Annotated in this window: 17 protein-coding genes; 1 reads left to right on the top strand and 16 read right to left on the bottom strand. The window is 55.2% G+C overall.

The genetic code is table 11. The features are described 5' to 3' along the window. Positions 1-219: 219 nt before the first annotated feature. Entirely contained in the window at positions 220-1,515 is a 1,296-nt protein-coding gene (locus tag V5G20_RS02590) for a haloacid dehalogenase-like hydrolase (protein ID WP_003388582.1), read from the top strand. A gap of 479 nt (positions 1,516-1,994) precedes the next feature. Here V5G20_RS02590 and mdh read toward each other — a convergent pair whose 3' ends face one another. From mdh to V5G20_RS02510, 16 genes are all read right to left on the bottom strand, one after another. Then, on the bottom strand, positions 1,995-2,933 hold the full coding sequence (mdh, locus tag V5G20_RS02585) for a malate dehydrogenase (protein ID WP_003388584.1): 939 nt from the start codon (positions 2,931-2,933) through the stop codon (positions 1,995-1,997). Between the two features lie 129 nt (positions 2,934-3,062). Next, entirely contained in the window at positions 3,063-4,079 is a 1,017-nt protein-coding gene (gene eutC / locus V5G20_RS02580) for an ethanolamine ammonia-lyase subunit EutC (RefSeq protein ID WP_024984490.1), read from the bottom strand. Positions 4,080-4,098: 19 nt separating this feature from the next. Beyond that, a complete protein-coding gene (locus V5G20_RS02575) occupies positions 4,099-5,460 on the bottom strand; it encodes an ethanolamine ammonia-lyase subunit EutB (protein ID WP_122957986.1) in 1,362 nt (453 codons plus the stop codon). A 2-nt stretch (positions 5,461-5,462) separates the two neighbouring features. Then, on the bottom strand, positions 5,463-6,935 hold the full coding sequence (locus tag V5G20_RS02570; RefSeq protein WP_003388587.1) for an ethanolamine ammonia-lyase reactivating factor EutA: 1,473 nt from the start codon (positions 6,933-6,935) through the stop codon (positions 5,463-5,465). Positions 6,936-7,111: 176 nt separating this feature from the next. Then, a complete protein-coding gene (locus V5G20_RS02565) occupies positions 7,112-7,702 on the bottom strand; it encodes an ANTAR domain-containing response regulator (RefSeq protein ID WP_024984491.1) in 591 nt (196 codons plus the stop codon). Next, a complete protein-coding gene (locus V5G20_RS02560) occupies positions 7,674-9,137 on the bottom strand; it encodes a sensor histidine kinase (protein WP_003388590.1) in 1,464 nt (487 codons plus the stop codon). Before V5G20_RS02560 ends, V5G20_RS02565 begins: the two co-directional genes overlap by 29 nt. Before the next feature lie 87 nt (positions 9,138-9,224). Next, complete coding sequence (locus tag V5G20_RS02555; protein ID WP_003388592.1) at positions 9,225-9,668, bottom strand: EutP/PduV family microcompartment system protein; 444 nt, start codon at positions 9,666-9,668, stop codon at positions 9,225-9,227. Then, positions 9,665-10,006: an ethanolamine utilization microcompartment protein EutS gene (gene eutS, locus V5G20_RS02550; protein ID WP_003388593.1), complete on the bottom strand. Its 342-nt coding sequence runs from the start codon at positions 10,004-10,006 to the stop codon at positions 9,665-9,667. Before eutS ends, V5G20_RS02555 begins: the two co-directional genes overlap by 4 nt. A 3-nt stretch (positions 10,007-10,009) precedes the next feature. Continuing rightward, positions 10,010-10,297 (bottom strand): EutN/CcmL family microcompartment protein, encoded by a 288-nt coding sequence (locus tag V5G20_RS02545; RefSeq protein ID WP_003388594.1) that lies wholly within the window; start codon positions 10,295-10,297, stop codon positions 10,010-10,012. A 4-nt stretch (positions 10,298-10,301) separates the two neighbouring features. Beyond that, on the bottom strand, positions 10,302-11,120 hold the full coding sequence (locus V5G20_RS02540; RefSeq protein WP_031932529.1) for a hypothetical protein: 819 nt from the start codon (positions 11,118-11,120) through the stop codon (positions 10,302-10,304). Between the two features lie 6 nt (positions 11,121-11,126). Beyond that, complete coding sequence (pduL, locus tag V5G20_RS02535) at positions 11,127-11,906, bottom strand: phosphate propanoyltransferase (RefSeq protein ID WP_003388596.1); 780 nt, start codon at positions 11,904-11,906, stop codon at positions 11,127-11,129. Between the two features lie 6 nt (positions 11,907-11,912). After that, positions 11,913-12,200 carry an ethanolamine utilization microcompartment protein EutM gene (gene eutM / locus V5G20_RS02530; protein WP_003388597.1) on the bottom strand — a complete coding sequence of 96 codons (288 nt, stop codon included), beginning with the start codon at positions 12,198-12,200 and terminating at the stop codon, positions 11,913-11,915. 62 nt (positions 12,201-12,262) lie between these two features. Continuing rightward, a complete protein-coding gene (locus tag V5G20_RS02525; protein WP_024984492.1) occupies positions 12,263-13,756 on the bottom strand; it encodes an acetaldehyde dehydrogenase (acetylating) in 1,494 nt (497 codons plus the stop codon). Then, positions 13,753-14,271 carry a BMC domain-containing protein gene (locus tag V5G20_RS02520; RefSeq protein ID WP_003388599.1) on the bottom strand — a complete coding sequence of 173 codons (519 nt, stop codon included), beginning with the start codon at positions 14,269-14,271 and terminating at the stop codon, positions 13,753-13,755. The genes V5G20_RS02525 and V5G20_RS02520 overlap by 4 nt, the downstream gene beginning before the upstream one ends. Positions 14,272-14,287: 16 nt before the next feature. Beyond that, a complete protein-coding gene (gene eutL / locus V5G20_RS02515) occupies positions 14,288-14,938 on the bottom strand; it encodes an ethanolamine utilization microcompartment protein EutL (RefSeq protein WP_003388600.1) in 651 nt (216 codons plus the stop codon). 331 nt (positions 14,939-15,269) lie between these two features. Further along, positions 15,270-16,175 carry a LysR family transcriptional regulator gene (locus V5G20_RS02510; RefSeq protein ID WP_024984493.1) on the bottom strand — a complete coding sequence of 302 codons (906 nt, stop codon included), beginning with the start codon at positions 16,173-16,175 and terminating at the stop codon, positions 15,270-15,272. Between the last annotated feature and the right edge of the window lie 122 nt (positions 16,176-16,297).

Genomic DNA, 16,297 nt, shown 5'->3' with positions numbered 1-16,297 from the left:
AAAAGTCAAATGAGAATAAAGAATGCCATTGAAATCAAACGAATAATTATGTATTCTTTATAAAAGTCAATATTTTCAGACGATGATAGTCGTTTACCTGTGGAAGAATCCGTCCACGGGTAGGCGGCTTATTTTTTTGAGGAGGTGGAGAGACAAGGGAAACTGCCGTATTGCATTTCGTGACATTTGAGAACGTGAGCAGAGAGAGGATGAGGACGAATGTCGATCAAACACACAAAAAGCATGAAATGGGGCTTCTTTGCACTGTTTCTCTGTTTGGCCCTGGTGAGCGTACAAGCCCCGGCGTGGGCCGCAAAGGAACCGCTCCAACAGCTGCAGGTGCTCGACAAGGGGAAATGGGCGCCGGGAACGTATCAGGCTGTACAAGATTTAATTGATAAGCACGGGGTGAAAAGCCCTTCCTATAATCCGGCAAAAAAGCCTTACGCCGTGTTTGACTGGGACAACACCAGCATCATGCACGATACCGAAGAGGCTTTGTTTGTCTATCAAATCAATCATCTCGCATTTAAAATGACCCCGGAGGAGTTTGCCGGCGTCATCCGTACCGGTGTACCCGCAGGTCCTTTCTCCGACGATTACAAAAACGACGACGGCCAGCCGGTTACACTCGATGACATCGCCGCCGATCTGGCAGCGGACTATACCTTCCTCTACAATCAGTATAAAGGCATGAAGGGAACCAAATCCCTCGATGAGGTCAAAGCGACCGAGCAGTTTGCCGATTTTCGCGCCAAGCTCTATTTCCTCTATGAAGCGATCAATGGCACGCACGGCAGCAGTATCGGCTATCCGTGGGTCCTCTACCTGTTTGCCAACATGACAATCGACGAAGTGCATGCATTGGCCGAAGCGTCGAACGATGCCAGCCTTGGGATGGCGATCGAGAAAGTTTCGTGGACAAGTCCGAAAGCGCTTTCAGGAAAAGCGGGAGTGATCACGGTGTCGCATACGACCGGACTGCGTTTGACTTCTGAGGTCGCCAATTTGATGAACACCTTCCGCTCCAACGGAATCGATGTGTACGTCGTCTCCGCTTCTCTGGAAGAGGTCGTGCGGGTATTTGCCACCCTGCCCAAATACGGATACAACCTGCCTGCCGAAAACGTCATTGGCATGCGTCTGCAGGTAGAGAACGGGAAGATCAAGCCCGTGTACGAGAAAAACTATCCTTTCACCGTTCATCATGGGAAAACAGAAGTGATCGAATCGGTGCTGGTCAAAAAATACGGTCATGGTCCGATCTTTATCGCGGGTGACAGCATCGGGGACTATGAAATGATGACGGAGCTTGACAGCGTGAAGCTGGTGCTGGTCGTGAACCGGGTCAAGGGGGGAACGATCGGACAAGCTGCCGCCAAGGCTGCGTCGCAAATGGGCAAGAACAATCCGGCATTTGTTCTGCAGGGGCGGGATGAAAATACAGGCATGTGGATTCCTTCGGAGTCTACGGTCAAGCTGGGGAAAAAGGAAGCGCAACTGCTGGCGGATTAAGGCATTTCTGGAATGCGGGGCTATGCATGCATGCTATTGGCTGCATGCATGGTTCCCGCTTTTTTGTTTGTCTCGTTCGGAAGAACGTTATTTTGTTTGTTTCGGTTGGACGGGCTTTGGTGGAGGAGATGAAAAAGGAGAAAACGGCTGCAGGTTCGGTGGGACACTGCTTTTCAAAGCCCGTCGAAGCCGTTCTGCTCGCCAGAGAAGCCTGTTTCCATTCGGAGCGACTAGCGGAGTCCGGCCCAGCGGAGCGATGATCCCGAGGAAACAGAATCGCAACCTATGATTACGCTTCGGAGCTGCGCGCCGTTTTGCGATTCCCTCGGGATCATTGCGGAGCGGACAGTCCACTCTCCCTTGCAGGACGCAGACCGGAGCGCAGAATGGAAACAGGCTTCTCTCCACTGCAGCCGCTTTACGGGCAGACCGACTAACCATGCAGTCGCTTTAGAATCTCCAAGTCCAAGCCTTTCGCTTTAATTCAGCGCAGCCATCACATTGCGGACGGAAGCAACCGACTTGTCCAGTGCCGCTTTTTCATCGGCTGTCAGGTCCAGCTCGATGACTTTTTCAATGCCGTTGCCGCCGAGCAGGGTAGGCACGCCGAGATACAGGTCATGGTAGCCGTATTCGCCCTCTAGATATGCAATCGACGGGAGAATGCGCTTCTTGTCTTTCAAAATCGCCTCCGCCATTTGGACGATAGATGCAGCCGGAGCGTAGTAGGCCGAACCGTTGCCGAGCAGAGCGACGATCTCGCCGCCGCCTTTGCGGGTTCTTTCCACGATAGCTTCCAGACGGTCGGCCGGGATCAGCTTGTCGAGTGGAATGCCGCCAGCGTAGGAATAACGGAGCAGCGGAACCATATCGTCTCCGTGTCCGCCAAGCACGAATCCGCTGACGTCTTCTACGGACACGTTCAGCTCCATCGCCACGAAGGTGCGGAAGCGGGCGGTATCAAGGACGCCAGACTGGCCGATAACGCGGTTTTTCGGGAAACCGGATGTTTTGTAGAAGGTATAGGTCATCGCATCTACCGGGTTGGACAAAATGATCACGGTCGAATGCGGCGCGTGCTGCTTTACTTGTTCCGCTACAGAGCGCATGATGGCCGCATTGGTGTTGACCAGATCGTCACGGGACATGCCCGGTTTGCGGGCGATACCCGCTGTGACGATGACCAGATCCGCTCCGGCGATATCCTTGTAGTCGGAGGTTCCGGTAATCGCGGCATCAAAGCCTAGCACAGGGGAAGATTCCATCATATCCAGCGCTTTTCCCTTTGTCGGGTTTTCCAACTGAGGGATGTCGACCAATACGATATCACCGAGTTCCTTTTGCGCCAAAATAAACGCGGTCGTGGCCCCGGTAAAACCGCTGCCGATCACAGCGATTTTTTTCCTTTTGAATGTCATGTTGAATCCTCCTCCAATCCTGTTCATAGTTTAGAGTTGATCGTTAACGCCTTATAGTTTGTAGTTTGTTCGTTTATAGTTCACTGTTCTTTGTTCTTTGTTCTTTGCTCGCTGTTCATCGTCCTTCGACTACAAGACCAGCTTCACGCCGCTCGCCTTCTGCTCCAGCATCTTGCTCAAAATCGTTCCGATATGAGCCCCCGCCTCTACAGGAGACGTACCCTGACGATGAATGTTGGAGATCACGGTGCGCTCGGACTCGACCATCCCTTTGCGCGGGCGATAGCACATGTAGGCGCTCATGGAGTTGGCCGTGACCAGTCCGGGACGTTCCCCGATCAGCATCACCAATACCTCTGGCTGCAAAATCTCCCCGATGTGGTCCATGCTGGCCACACGTCCCCCCTTTACAAAGAAAGGGGTTCCCCAGCTAAGGCCGTAGCTTTGCAGGGAATCGTAGAGGGACGGCAGCACATCTCGCAGGTTGGCGTCGACAGCGCTGGCGCTCAGGCCGTCAGAGACGACGATTTGCACCTGCGGCTTCTTCTGGCAGCGCTCCTCCAGCAGCCGTACGCCTTCGTCATTGATGATCCGCCCCATGTCGGGACGCTTCAAGTAGTTTTCCGTATTGTCGTATTTCGTCTCCACCGTAAACAAGGAAAACTCCTTGAGTGTCTCCTCGCTTACCTCTCCGTATACGGCATCCACCGCAGCGGCATGGTCGCGGCGCAGCTGGAGCATCGTCTTGGTCAACGGCCTGACGCCTGCTCTCCATACCCCGATCCGGGCCGGTGTGCTGGCCAGAAGCTCCTGCATGCCTTCCCTGTATTTCGGATTGGGCACCTGAGAAATTCGTTCAGGCTCTGTTGACGCATTGAGTCCAGCACCTTCACCGGAATGTGCTTGGGAAAAGGCTGTGGAAGCTGCTGCTGCCGAAGCGGACGCAAGCGCCTCTGTTCCTGTCGGCTGGTTTGCCGTTTGCCGGTTGCTGGCTTCCTGAGCCGCCGTTTGCTCTCCTGCCGCCGCAATCCCTGCATGACTTGCCCCCGAAGCTTGCGACTTCGCGCTGCCCGATCCCATCTCGCCCAGCTTCTTTTCCAATTGCTCAAGAACCTTGTCGACTAAAAAGTCTAGCTGTCGTTCCATCCGTCCTCACCTCCATTCCTTACATAAAAATCGTCGGATCGCCCGCAATCGGGGTCAGCTTGCCATTTTCCATGATGCCCATTTTTTCCAGCCACTTTTCAAATTCCGGGGCTGGCCGCAGACCGAGCACCTCGCGGAAAGCCGCGATATCGTGAAAGCTGGTCGACTGGTAGTTGAGCATGACGTCGTCGGCCATGGCCACGCCGATCACGAAGTTGACGCCGGCTGCCGCGAGCAGAATGCCGAGATTGTCCATGTCGTTCTGGTCTACCTTCATATGGTTCGTATAGCAGACGTCGCAGCCCATCGGCAAGCCGTGCAGTTTGCCCATGTAGTGGTCTTCCAGACCGGCGCGGATCACCTGCTTGCTGTCGTAGAGGTATTCCGGTCCGATGAAGCCAACGACCGTATTTACGATAAACGGATTGTACTTCCGGGCCAAACCGTAGCAGCGGGCCTCCATCGTCACCTGGTCGATGTCAAAATGCGCCTCCGAGGAGAGCTCCGAGCCCTGCCCGGTCTCGAAATACCAGAAGTTTGGACCTGTAGACGTGCCTTCTTTTCGCATCAGATCATCTGCTTCATCGAGCAAAGCGACGTCGATCCCGAAAGCCCGGTTGCCCTTTTCCGATCCGGCCAGGCTCTGGAACATCAGGTCGGCCGGAGCCCCCTGGCGGATCGCCCGCATTTGCGTCGTGACGTGAGCCAATACGCAGTTTTGTGTCGGGATGCTCCATTTGGTCATGACATCCTTGGTCATCTCCAGGATGTCCTTCACGCTGTCGGACGTATCGATAACCGGATTGATGCCGATCACTGCATCGCCGATCCCGTAGCTGAGACCCTCATACAAAGCGGCCTTGATTCCCTGCACGTTGTCGGAGGGATGGTTCGGCTGGACCCGGGCAGCAAGTACGCCTGGTTGACCAATGGAGATATTGCAGTGCGTGATATTTTTGATCTTGGCCGCAGCCGTGATCAGGTCCAGATTGGACATCAGCTTGGCGGTCGCGGCGATCATTTCGCTCGTCAGTCCGCGGCTGATCCGCTTGATTTCGCTGTCCCCCGTCTGATGGCTCAGGATATATTCGCGCAGTTCGGCAACGCTCCAGTTTTTAATTTCACTATAAATTTTTTCATTGATGCCTTCCTCAATCACCCGGGATACTTCGTCTTCCTCGGGTGGCAGCATCGGATTGTTGCGTATATCGGCCAACGTGAGATCAGCCAGCACCTGCTTGGCCGCCACCCGCTCCCGGGAGTCCTGGGCGGCGATTCCCGCCAGCTGGTCGCCCGATTTTTCCTCGTTTGCTTTTGCGAAAATCTCTTTTAAATTGCGAAACTGGTAGGTTTGCCCCAGAACAGTCGTCTTCGTATTCATTGTTACACCCCTTTTTGCGGCGCTTCATCAAATGCCAGCGTTTTGACGATGACCGGGATGATGCTTCCCGAGATCGGCTCTCCCAAGTCGATGTAATCCCCGTACTCGACCCGCACCTGATCGATGCAGATGATTTCCGGCTGGCCCTTGCACCTGAGCGCCAGCGCCTGGCCCAAGGCCTTGGCCATATCCGTCTCGCACACCACGATCATGGTCCGGCTCTCCGCGAATTTCTGCCTGTATTGCTGCGAAAGCTCTTCTGCGATCGTCTGCAGCAGGGAGTACGAGCAATACGTGATGCCGGAAATGGCAAGAGCAAACGGGCTTCCCGTCGTCTTTTCAAACAGGCGCAGAGCCAGGTCGTACACATCCGAAACTTCCCGGCGAAGCTGCTGCGGGTCGCCCAGATGCCCCTCGGTCAATTCCAGCTTGACGATCGGCACATTCCGGATCGGCAGCAGCTCCGCCTTGATATGCACCGTCGAACCGCTGATCTCCGTGCTTTGCATGCCTGCCCCGATGACCGTAGCCCGAACTGTTTGTTCCGGGTCGATCCACTGCATCGGATACGTCCCCGCTTCCCTCTCCTGCCGCAAGGCCCAGGCAAGCATCGGGCCGAAATCGCCGTATCGGCTGACATCGGAAATCGTCTCCGGTGTGGGGGCCGACATCAGCTGTCCGACTCCGCCAGAGATCGAGAGCTCGTCGACTGACACGTTTTCCTTCAAAGGCTGGCCCAGCACAAGCAGACCGGAAACTTGTCGTTCCCGCCCGCTCAAATAGTCGAGCATGCCTCTGGCCATCTGTATGGAAAAGTCCTTGATCCGCTCGTACGTCAGCACTTCTCCGACGGTAATTGACAGGCCCTTGGCATTCAGCCACGCCTGGATGTTTGGAGAGACGTATTGCACCTCTCCTTGCGGGCCGAGACGCAGCAAGCGTCCGCCTACGTGAAACGTCACCGTCGCGATCGCCTTCCCCCGGTGAAAGCAAGCGGCATTCGCCGTGCCTCCCCCGATGTCGACGTTGACAATCGTTCCCTGGATGGCGACCGAACGCCTTTCCGCGCCCGAGCCTTTCCCCGCGAGCACGCCTTCCAGATCGGCCCCTGCCGTCGCCACCACGAAATCACCCGATCTTTCCGCGAGCAAGTGCAAGATATGCTGCGCGTTTTTCTTGCTGGCCGTTTCTCCGGTGATGATGACGGCACCCGACTTGATGTCGCCGAGGCTGATTTGTGCCTGCTCGTATTCCTTTTGCAAAATCGCTCCAATCGCGTCCGCGTCGATCTCGTCAAAGCCGTGCAGGGGAGTCGTGTGAACCTTGCTCGCATACAGCAACTGGCGTTCCACGATTTGATAACGCGGAAGGGAGAATGTACTCGACATCCTCCCGAGCCGCAGCCGGCTGACGATCATCTTCGTCGTGCTCGTCCCCACATCTATACCCACGCTTTGGATCCATTGTTCATCCATCATGAACCTCCTTGAAGCAGTGGCATTCCAAACAAAAACAAAAAGGCGCCTGAAAACCGCCGGATCGAATATGGAACCGGCCGATTGTCAAAGCGCCATTGCTTTTCTATTCATTTGCGGATATTTCTGGTGCAGAAGTTCGGAGATCGTACCGTCTCCATCCATCCCTGTTTCTTCTACACGGAAGCAGAATACACCTGTTCTCCTGCGAGAATTTCTTCCGCCAGCTTCACCAGGGGCATGCGCCGTTGCATGCTGACTTTCTGCATCCATTTGTAGGCGACATCCTCTTCCAAGGCGTGTTGGGTCATGATCAACCCTTTTGCCTTCTCGATCTTCTTGCGGTCCTCCATCTTTTGCTGAATATCCTTGATGTCCTTTTTCAGAGAGACTACCTTTTCTTTCTGGCTCAAAGCGATCTCGACGGCAGGGATCAGGTCATCCTCTGACACCGGCTTTACCAAATAGGCGGTTACGCCAGCCTTGCGGGCATCCTGCACCAGCTCCCTCTGGCTGTACGCAGTAAGAAGAAGAATGGAACAATCAGAAAAGGAACGAATGATGTTGCTAGCCTTGATGCCGTTCATGACCGGCATTTTCACGTCCATAATGATCAAATCCGGCTTGTGGCGGTGAGCCTGGGCTACGGCCTCTTCGCCGTTTTTCGCTTCGGCCACCACGAGGTACCCTTCCGCCTCCAGCATCTCGCGCAAGTCCATGCGGATAATCGGTTCGTCATCAACCACCATAATTTTCGGCTGTGTCATCCTGTTCATCTCCCTTATGCAGCGGATAGAGGATCGTTACCTCTGTTCCATTGCCCGTGTTCCTGAAATGAATCGTTCCCTCCAGGTCTTCCTTGACCAGAGTGTCCACGATCTTCAACCCCAGATGCCCTTTTTTCAACAGTTGTTCTGTATCGCCCATGCCGACACCGTCATCGGTTACGGACAGGCTGACAAAATCGTCCTTGGGAACAAGCGAGACAGTGATGGTTCCTTCCTGCCGATCCCGAAAGCCGTGGATCATGCAGTTCTGTATCAGCTCCGTCACGATCAGGGCGAAGGAGGTCGCCTTGCTGGACGGCAAACATACGGATTCACCCGTAATCGTTACTTGTATGCTCTGCTCTGAACGCCTCATGGAAGAGACGATTATTTTCGATATTTTGGTCAAAATGTCTTTGAAATCGATTTGCTCCAGCCCATCCTGGGCCAGATATTCATGAATGATGGCAATGCTGTTGATCCGGTTGATGCTCTCCCGGTATACTTTTTCAATTTCTTGCGATTGCGAGCGGCGCATTTGCAGCCGCAGCAGACTGGATATCGTCTGCAGGTTGTTTTTCACCCGATGGTGAATTTCTTTGATCACAGCCGATTTGATCATCAACTGCTTTTCTTTTTCGCGGATGTCGGATATGTCTCGCAGGAGTACAATCCCTCCCCTGTCGTCTGGCTTGCGGGCAACCGAAACCGCTTTCAGCAACAGAAAGGTTTTTCCTCGCGACAGCTCTTTCTGGATAAAGCCGCCGCTCCTGACGAAGCTTTCCGGAGAAAGCAGCCAGGAAAAGATGCGCTCGACGCTCTCCCCTTTTTCCGGCTGGGGATACCCGATGGAAGCCAGCAGCTCATGCGCCCGCCGGTTGGCGTAGGAAATATTTCCCTGGTAATCAAACAGGATCATCCCCTCGTGCAAAAGCGAGGAGATCGGCATCTCCGGTTCAGCAAACTGCATCAGCGTTTCGCTGAGATGCTCCGTAGTCTCTCTCAAAAGCTCGACGCTCCGCTCCTGCTCCACTTGCTCAGAGATATCCTGTTCGGTAATGAGCGTCCCGATCGTCTCTCCCTGGGCATTGCAGATCGGGGTGACGCTCTGTCTCATCACGACCTGCTCCTGGGAAACTCCTCGCGAGCCGATGACCGGTTTGCCAGTAGTCAGGCAGTACATCACAGCCGGCTCATTGATTGCGGTGGCCAATTGTCCGACGACCGATCCTTTGTACAGCGATTTGGCCGTACGGGGAGATGCTTCGGCCACTACCAGCGCGGAACTTCGATCTGCCGTCAAACAGTCGATAAACATGTCCGCTTGGTACAAGTCCGAGAAAATTTGCAGCTTGTCAGCCAAATCCTCCAAAACCCGAATATCCTCTTCGCGCAGCGTTGTTTGTGATTGGCAAAGCTCTCGTAAGGTTTGCATCTGATCCCTCTTTACCGTCCGATAATACCCATAATTCGATGAAATCAATTAAATTTTCTCACATAACAACTCGGACGAAAAGGAAAACTAGCGAGTTTCCAAGCTTTTCAAATGCTCCATCAGCTCGGGAATGCCTTCCTTCGTATAGGCGGAAGTGGGAAAAATGACGGCATTTCCGATGGATTGACGGAGAAACGCTTCCGCCCGGGCCACGTTGGCAGCGGGATGGTCGATTTTCGTGATGACACCGATGCACGGCTGAGGAAAACCGGATGAAAAACCCGGCGGAAAGTAGTTTCGCTCACGCGTCGCGTCCTGTACCATCAGGATTGCTCCCGCTTCCAGAGACGTCGCCATCAGCGTCCGGTAGTACATCGGATTTTCGCTGTACTCACCAGGCGTGTCGATCAGCCAGTCGCGAAACTCCAATGCTTGCGTTTTCCTGGCAGGCTGCTCGTCGTTGAACAGCGCTTTGACCAGAGAAGACTTGCCCGCCTCGATCGCACCGATGATCATGACCCGCTTTTTCATGACTTCGTCACCAGCGCAGGGGTAAAGCGCAGTTTTTCGCTCAGTACGCGATTGACGGCGTCTACCGCCATTTCCACCGCAGAGACGTCGCCGACGACGATCAGCGAGCCGGTAAAGCGGTCGAGAAAGCCGAGCTCCACATTGGCTGCCTTGGTGGCGATGTCGGCCGCGATGATCGCGGTCTCCGTCGGAGTGAGGGTCAAAATGCCGATGGCACCCGCTTCGTTGATACCGAGCTTGGTGTACAGCATTTTGTCTGGATTGGCGATCACGTGGGCCAGCGTTACCTGTTTCCCCGGCACAAATTCCTGTATGACGCGCGAACGTTCCTGTTCCATACCCTATCCCTCCCCTTCGGTCGCTCCCGGCACCTCAAACGAATCGACGATGCCCACGATAGCGGCATCGATCGGTACGCTGTTGGAGCCAAACAGGATGCGGGCAGGCGTGCCTCTGGAGACAATCACCTGCTCGCCGATTCCTGCTCCGATCCGGTCTGCGGCAATCACGGTTTGGCCGTTTTCCCGCCCGTTCCAATCAACAGGCTGAACGACCATCAGCTTCAGATTTTCCATCCCGCTTTCTTTTTGGGTGGCCCATACGCTGCCGATCACTTTTCCCAAAAACATGCGATCACCCTTTTCCCAGATAGGAGACTGTTACCCCGCGTTCTCTCAGACTGTCGTAAGCCAGGGGAGAAACAATCGATCCCTGCTTGACGTACAGCGTGGTATTGCGGAGCTGCGGCTGCGAGCGAATCCAGTCAGCCGTCAGCAAGCGTCCCGAAAATACCGCTTCGGTCTCGTCCAACGCTGTCAGTACTGGCTGCCCCGGGGCCGCTTCCTCTTTTTTCTTTCCTGCGTTCAGCTTGGCGATGACTCTGTCGGCCAGCCGCTTTTGTTCGGCAAACTCCACACCGAGCTCCTTCATCTCCTGCACGTGGCGGTGAAACAGCTTTTCGTACGCAGGCGGCAATGTGAGCGTAGCCAGCGTACGGCGGTCCGCCCGCTTGATACCGGGAACATCGGAGCCGACCAGCACGAACTTGCCCGTCACCAGCGCCGAGAAAACCAGCTCGGCCTTGATCGTTCCCTTCAGACCGTTCGCCACGCGGGCGGCGTTGTCCAAATCAATTTCCGGAATGACAATCCCCGCGTATTCCTTGGGGACTTCAAGCGGGATCGGCGCGTATTCATCCGCCGTCAAAATCTTTCCGGCTCCGCCGCACTCGATCTTGTGCATGCCCAGCCAGCTTGACGTCTCGCCGTCCAGGAAGAGAATATCGTGGCAAATGCCGTGATTTTTCAACTGAATAAAATGATCCGCAAACGCTTCGTGCGCCTGGCTGTCGCAAAAGACGTACAGGACGCGCGGAGCTGGCGGCTTCTTCTCTTGGTTCATCGATTGCAGGATTTCCTTGGTGATGGATGCCACCATTTCCCTGATATCCATGGTGTATTACCTCCCTTGACGGGTGTAGAGCTGGCCGTTCTTGCCGATGACCTTGACCCGGTCGCCCGTTTTCAGGTTGGCTGCGTTGCCTTCGTCCAGATCGACGTGAAAATCAAGCGCAAAGCGCGGATTCACGCGAACCACCACATCCGGATAGATGATGGGACGCTCGCCGGTCGTCTCCAGAATCAGCGTGTCGCCATCCTGTACCTGATACTCCTGCGCCTCGGCTTCGGACATGTGCACATGCCGCTTGGCTACGATCACGCCTTTTTCCAGAATCCGCGAGCCCTTGGCCGTCACCAGCACCAGGCCGGGTGTCCCTTCGATGTCGCCTGACATCCTTACAGGTGCGTGAACGCCCAATTGAAAACCATCCGTGCGGGAGATTTCCACCTGGGTCGCGCCACGGGCCGGTCCCAGGATGCGGACGCCGTGAATGGAGCCTTTGGGGCCGACGATCGTGACCGTTTCCTGGCAGGCAAACTGGCCGGGCTGCGACAGCTCGCGAAGAGGGGTCAGCTGATAACCGGGACCAAAGAGTGCCTCCACATCTTCCGGCGACAAATGCACGTGCCGGTTGGATACACCGACCGGGATATATCGTTCCGGCTGACTTTGGACGGCAGGCTGCAGATGTTCTTCAGACGATTTCACTTCAATCCCTCTTCCCTTTAAAAAATCGGCCGCTGCCGGGGTTAATTTGTCCCCTTTCTCCAGGAGAAAGGGGTTGGGAATACCGCTTTTATGCATAGCTCGCAAGGATGTTTCTGTAATGACCGCCATACGGCATTACCCTTCGAGCTTCGGCAGAATCAGTTCAATGTCGCCGTGCGGACGCGGGATGACGTGAACGGATACGAGTTCGCCTACTTTTTCTGCTGCTGCTGCGCCTGCGTCAGTGGATGCCTTTACTGCGCCTACATCGCCGCGGACCATAACGGTTACCAGACCGCCGCCGACATGCACCTTGCCGATGAGCTTCACGTTCGCTGCTTTTACCATTGCGTCTGCAGCTTCCACTGCACCTACCAGACCTTTTGTTTCCACCATGCCCAATGCTGCCATTTCTCCTGCCATTTTCTATTCCTCCTTGGATATTGTCTTTGGATTTATATGGATATTGATTTTGTTAACTTCGCTTATGCCTTTGCGGTCATTTCCGCCAGCACCGACTTGATGATGTCTTTGATCTCATCCCGGCTGAGGCCGACGTTGAGAGACGATACCGCCTCAAGAGCCGCTGCTTCCGTCGCGGCAGTTGCCGCTACTGGCTGGGACGGGGGCATCTCGCGGATGCCAAAGGCGACGCGCTTGACGTTGAGCAAATGCTGCGGCCCGATGTTGTCGGACGTGATGTTGTTCCCAAACGAACCGCATCCGAGCGTCAGCGACGGCTGGATTCCGGTCGTCGCGCCGATGCCGCCAAAGGTGGTGCCGGTATTGACCGCGATCCGCGATGCCGGCTGGGCGAGGCCAAATGCCGTGATGACGGCTTCATCTTGGGCGTGAATCCCCAGCGTATGGCCGAGTCCGCCCAAATCCAGCAGCTCCCGGCAGCGCTTCGCCCCTTCTTTCCAGTCCTGGACCGTATAAAATCCGAGGATCGGAGAGAGCTTTTCCACCGACAGCGGGAACGCCTTGCCCACCTGTGTTTCTTCTCCGATCAGCACGCGGGTGCCCGTCGGAATGGAGATTCCCGCCAGCTCTGCGATGGCTTGCGGGGAGCGGCCCACGACCTTGGCGTTGAGCGAGCCGTTGATCATAATGACAGCGGCCACTCTTTCTTTTTCCTGTTCATTGAGGAAATAGGCGCCTTCCCGCTGCAGTGCGGCAATGACCTGCCGCTTGATCGACTCGTCTACGACCAGTGCCTGCTCGGAGGCGCAGATCGTGCCGTAGTCAAACGTTTTGCTTTGTACGATATGCTTCGCTGCTGCAGCCACGTCTGCCGTGTGGTGAATGTAGACCGGCACGTTTCCCGGTCCGACGCCAAAGGCGGGCTTGCCCGAGCTGTAAGCCGCTTTTACCATCGCCGTTCCGCCTGTAGCCAGAATGACGTCAGTCAGCTTGTGCTTGATCAATTCATTCGTCGCCTGCAGAGTCGGTTTGGTAATGCAGTGGATCAGCCCTTCTGGGGCCCCTGCGCGTACAGCTGCCTCGGCCATCAGCCTTGCCGCTTCCAGCGTGCATTTTGCCGCAGACGGATGCGGGCTGAAGATGATCGCATTGCGCGCTTTGAGCGCGATCATCGACTTGAAGATCACCGTCGAGGTCGGGTTTGTGGAAGGAACGATTCCCGCTACAATCCCTACGGGCTGCGCTACCTCCCAGACCTTGTTCTCCTCGTCCTTGCGAATGATCCCTACCGTTTTGCGGTCCTTGATCGCTTCGTAGACGCGCTGTGCGGCAAACAGGTTTTTCATCCGTTTGTCCGGCACATTCCCAAAGCCGGTCTCCTCCACAGCCATCGCAGCCAATCGCTCAGCAGCTTCCTCGCCTGCCTTGGACATCGCCGCAACGATGGCATCCACCTGTTCCTGGCTGAAGCTCTCCAGCTTGGCCTGCGCTTCTTTGGCTTTGGCGAGGAAAGTCCTTACTTCCTGCACCGAGTACAAATCAGCATCCAGCATCATTTGTCTTCACCTCCATCTTTCCGCTTGGCTTCCAGATGGCGAATCAGGTCTTCTTTTTTCGCCGTGTTGATCTCTTGCTGGGAAAGCGGGAATTCCGCATACGAGCGGGCCAGCTTTCTCAGATCGTTGATCGACATGGCGTCAAGCTCTGCAGCTTCGGTATTGTCGACCGCCGCCTTTTCTGCAGCCGATTGCTCCTGGGCAGCAGCCTGCGGAGCGGATTCCTTTTGACTAAACATCTTTTTGATCATCTGGGGCACAGACTCGTCCGGGCGCGGTATGACGTGGGAATGCAGCAGGCGTCCAACCCGCTTTGCTGCGTCCGAACCCGCGTCGACTGCGGCCTGCACCGACGAGACATCGCCGATGACGTAGACGGTGACGATTCCGGCATCTGCTCCTTCATAAGTTACTACCTGGACATCTGCCGCTTTGGCCGCGGCATCTGCGGCAGCGACTAGTGCCGGAAAGCCCAGCGTCTCGATCATGCCGAGCGCATATGCATGAGCACGCATTTACGTTTCCTCCCGCTTATCGTTTTACTGGCGTTGCAGCGACACTTCGCACCGCTTCGGCAAATGCCTCTGCCGCAGCGCTGCACGCCGACTGGCTGCCGGTCAGGAGCGCTCCCCCAAAGTTGGTTTCTGTAGGCGGGCCAAAGAATTGCTTGAGCTCCACATCCGCCGCCTTGAGTGCGGCGTCGATGCCGTACATGGCTTCGAGGGGAGGGGCGATCAGATAGGCCAGCGGTTCGCCCTCGGGAATACCCGCCACCTGGGACAGATAGCTTCCTGTCCGCGATACGACGTGAGCGTAGTATGCGTGCGTTCCTTCCTCATTGAGCGAATAAAAGCAAGCCCCGTTCGCCATGAAAGCAATGGCCGCATCGAGGCCGCTTTCCACTTCGGAGGGAGTAGCGCCTCCGATCACTCCGATAAACTCACCCGACAACGGACCCGAGGCGTGGGCCGAACCCGCGTAAAACGAACGGGCATAGACCACTTCCACTGCCGCTTTCTTTGTCGCTTCATCAATGGCTGTGTAGCCTACATCATCGATCGTTGAGGTAAGCAGCCCCAAGCTTCGGATGTGGGGAGCCACATTCAGCTTCTCGGCCAGCCGGGGATCCACATTGGGGATCATCCGTACGGCCAGTGGCGTTGCTCTGATCGGTTTTTCCAATGCCAGTCACGCTCCTTTCCGGTAAAGGCACCAACCCTTTGCCAAAAAACGCAAAAAAGGTGCCGAAACACATGGGTGTAACCCTCGTGTTCTTGGCACCTTTGCCTTTGATTGTTCACTTGTCATAAAAAAGAAAGAAGTGGGGAAATTCTGTTTACTCCCCGTGTTTTCACTTTATTATAGCCCACCCGAAAATGCAAGCGTTTTCTTCCGTTTTTCCTGTGATTTCCGTACGTAACGGCTTTACAGACCGTTTGCCTTTTCAGAGAGCAGCGGTCTTTTTTTGCCCCAAAATAACGCCTTACTCAAACCGCAGGAGAAGGAACACTGATCACTTCCGCTCCAGAGAATCGGGGAGCACATCATTTTTCCGCAGCAAATCGAGAAAAATATCGAGTGCTTTCGTCCGAAACGGATTCGCTTGCGTCACCAGGGAAAATTTCCGCATGATCGGCGTTTCAGATAGCTTTACGGTGCTCAGCGACCCCAAGGTAAGCTCTTTGCGAATCGCCCAGGAGGAAAGCAAGCTGACGCCCGTTCCCGCCTCTACCGATTCCTTGATGATCTGCGTGCTGCCAAATTCCATCAGGTTTGCCGGAGACAGACCGAGTCTGGCAAACATTTTTTCGGCGGCTTCCCTCGTCCCTGAGCCCTCTTCCCGCACGATCCACGTTTCTTCCTCCAGCTCCTCTACCGTCACCTTTACTTTTTTGGCCAGCCTGTGGCTGGACGAGACGATGATCTGCATTTCGTCGTCGGCAAACGGCTCAATGCTCAGCTTTTCATGCCGGCACTCTCCTTCCACGATGCCTGCATCGAGCTGTCGTCCGGCGATGAGCTCGACAATCTCTTTTGTATTGTGGATCGTGATCGTCGGCTTGATTTTGGGGTACCGGTCGCGCAGGCGGGCAACCACGTGGGGAAGCACATACTCGCCAAACGTATAGCTCGCACCGATGATCAAATTGCCGCTTGGCGTATTCATCAGATCGTCCACCAGATCGCGCATGCGCGTGTGAAGTCCGAGAATCTCCTTGGCATGGTGATACACGATCTCTCCCGCTTTGTTCAGGCGTACATATTTGTTGCTTCGCTCCAGCAAGCGAGTGCCGAATTCGCGTTCCAGCGCTTGAATATGCTGGCTGACTGCCGGCTGTGTCATGTGAAGCTGCTCGGCCGCGCGGGAAAAGCTTTCTTTTTCCGCCACTGTTACAAAAACAAGCAACTGCTGATCCATTCTGCCCCCCACCCGTTTTCGTGTGTCTTGGCCCCATTATACTATTTTGCTTATCATCATTATCATAATGATTTATTTTTCTTATTCACCGGTTTGCCGTATGCTGGAGTTGGTTGTAAAAC

Origin of the sequence: Brevibacillus borstelensis, assembly GCF_036700025.1 — a bacterium.
In the GTDB taxonomy this organism is placed as follows: domain Bacteria; phylum Bacillota; class Bacilli; order Brevibacillales; family Brevibacillaceae; genus Brevibacillus; species Brevibacillus borstelensis.
Note: the sequence above shows the minus strand (reverse complement) of the source record. Positions and strands in the feature narration are given on the sequence as shown.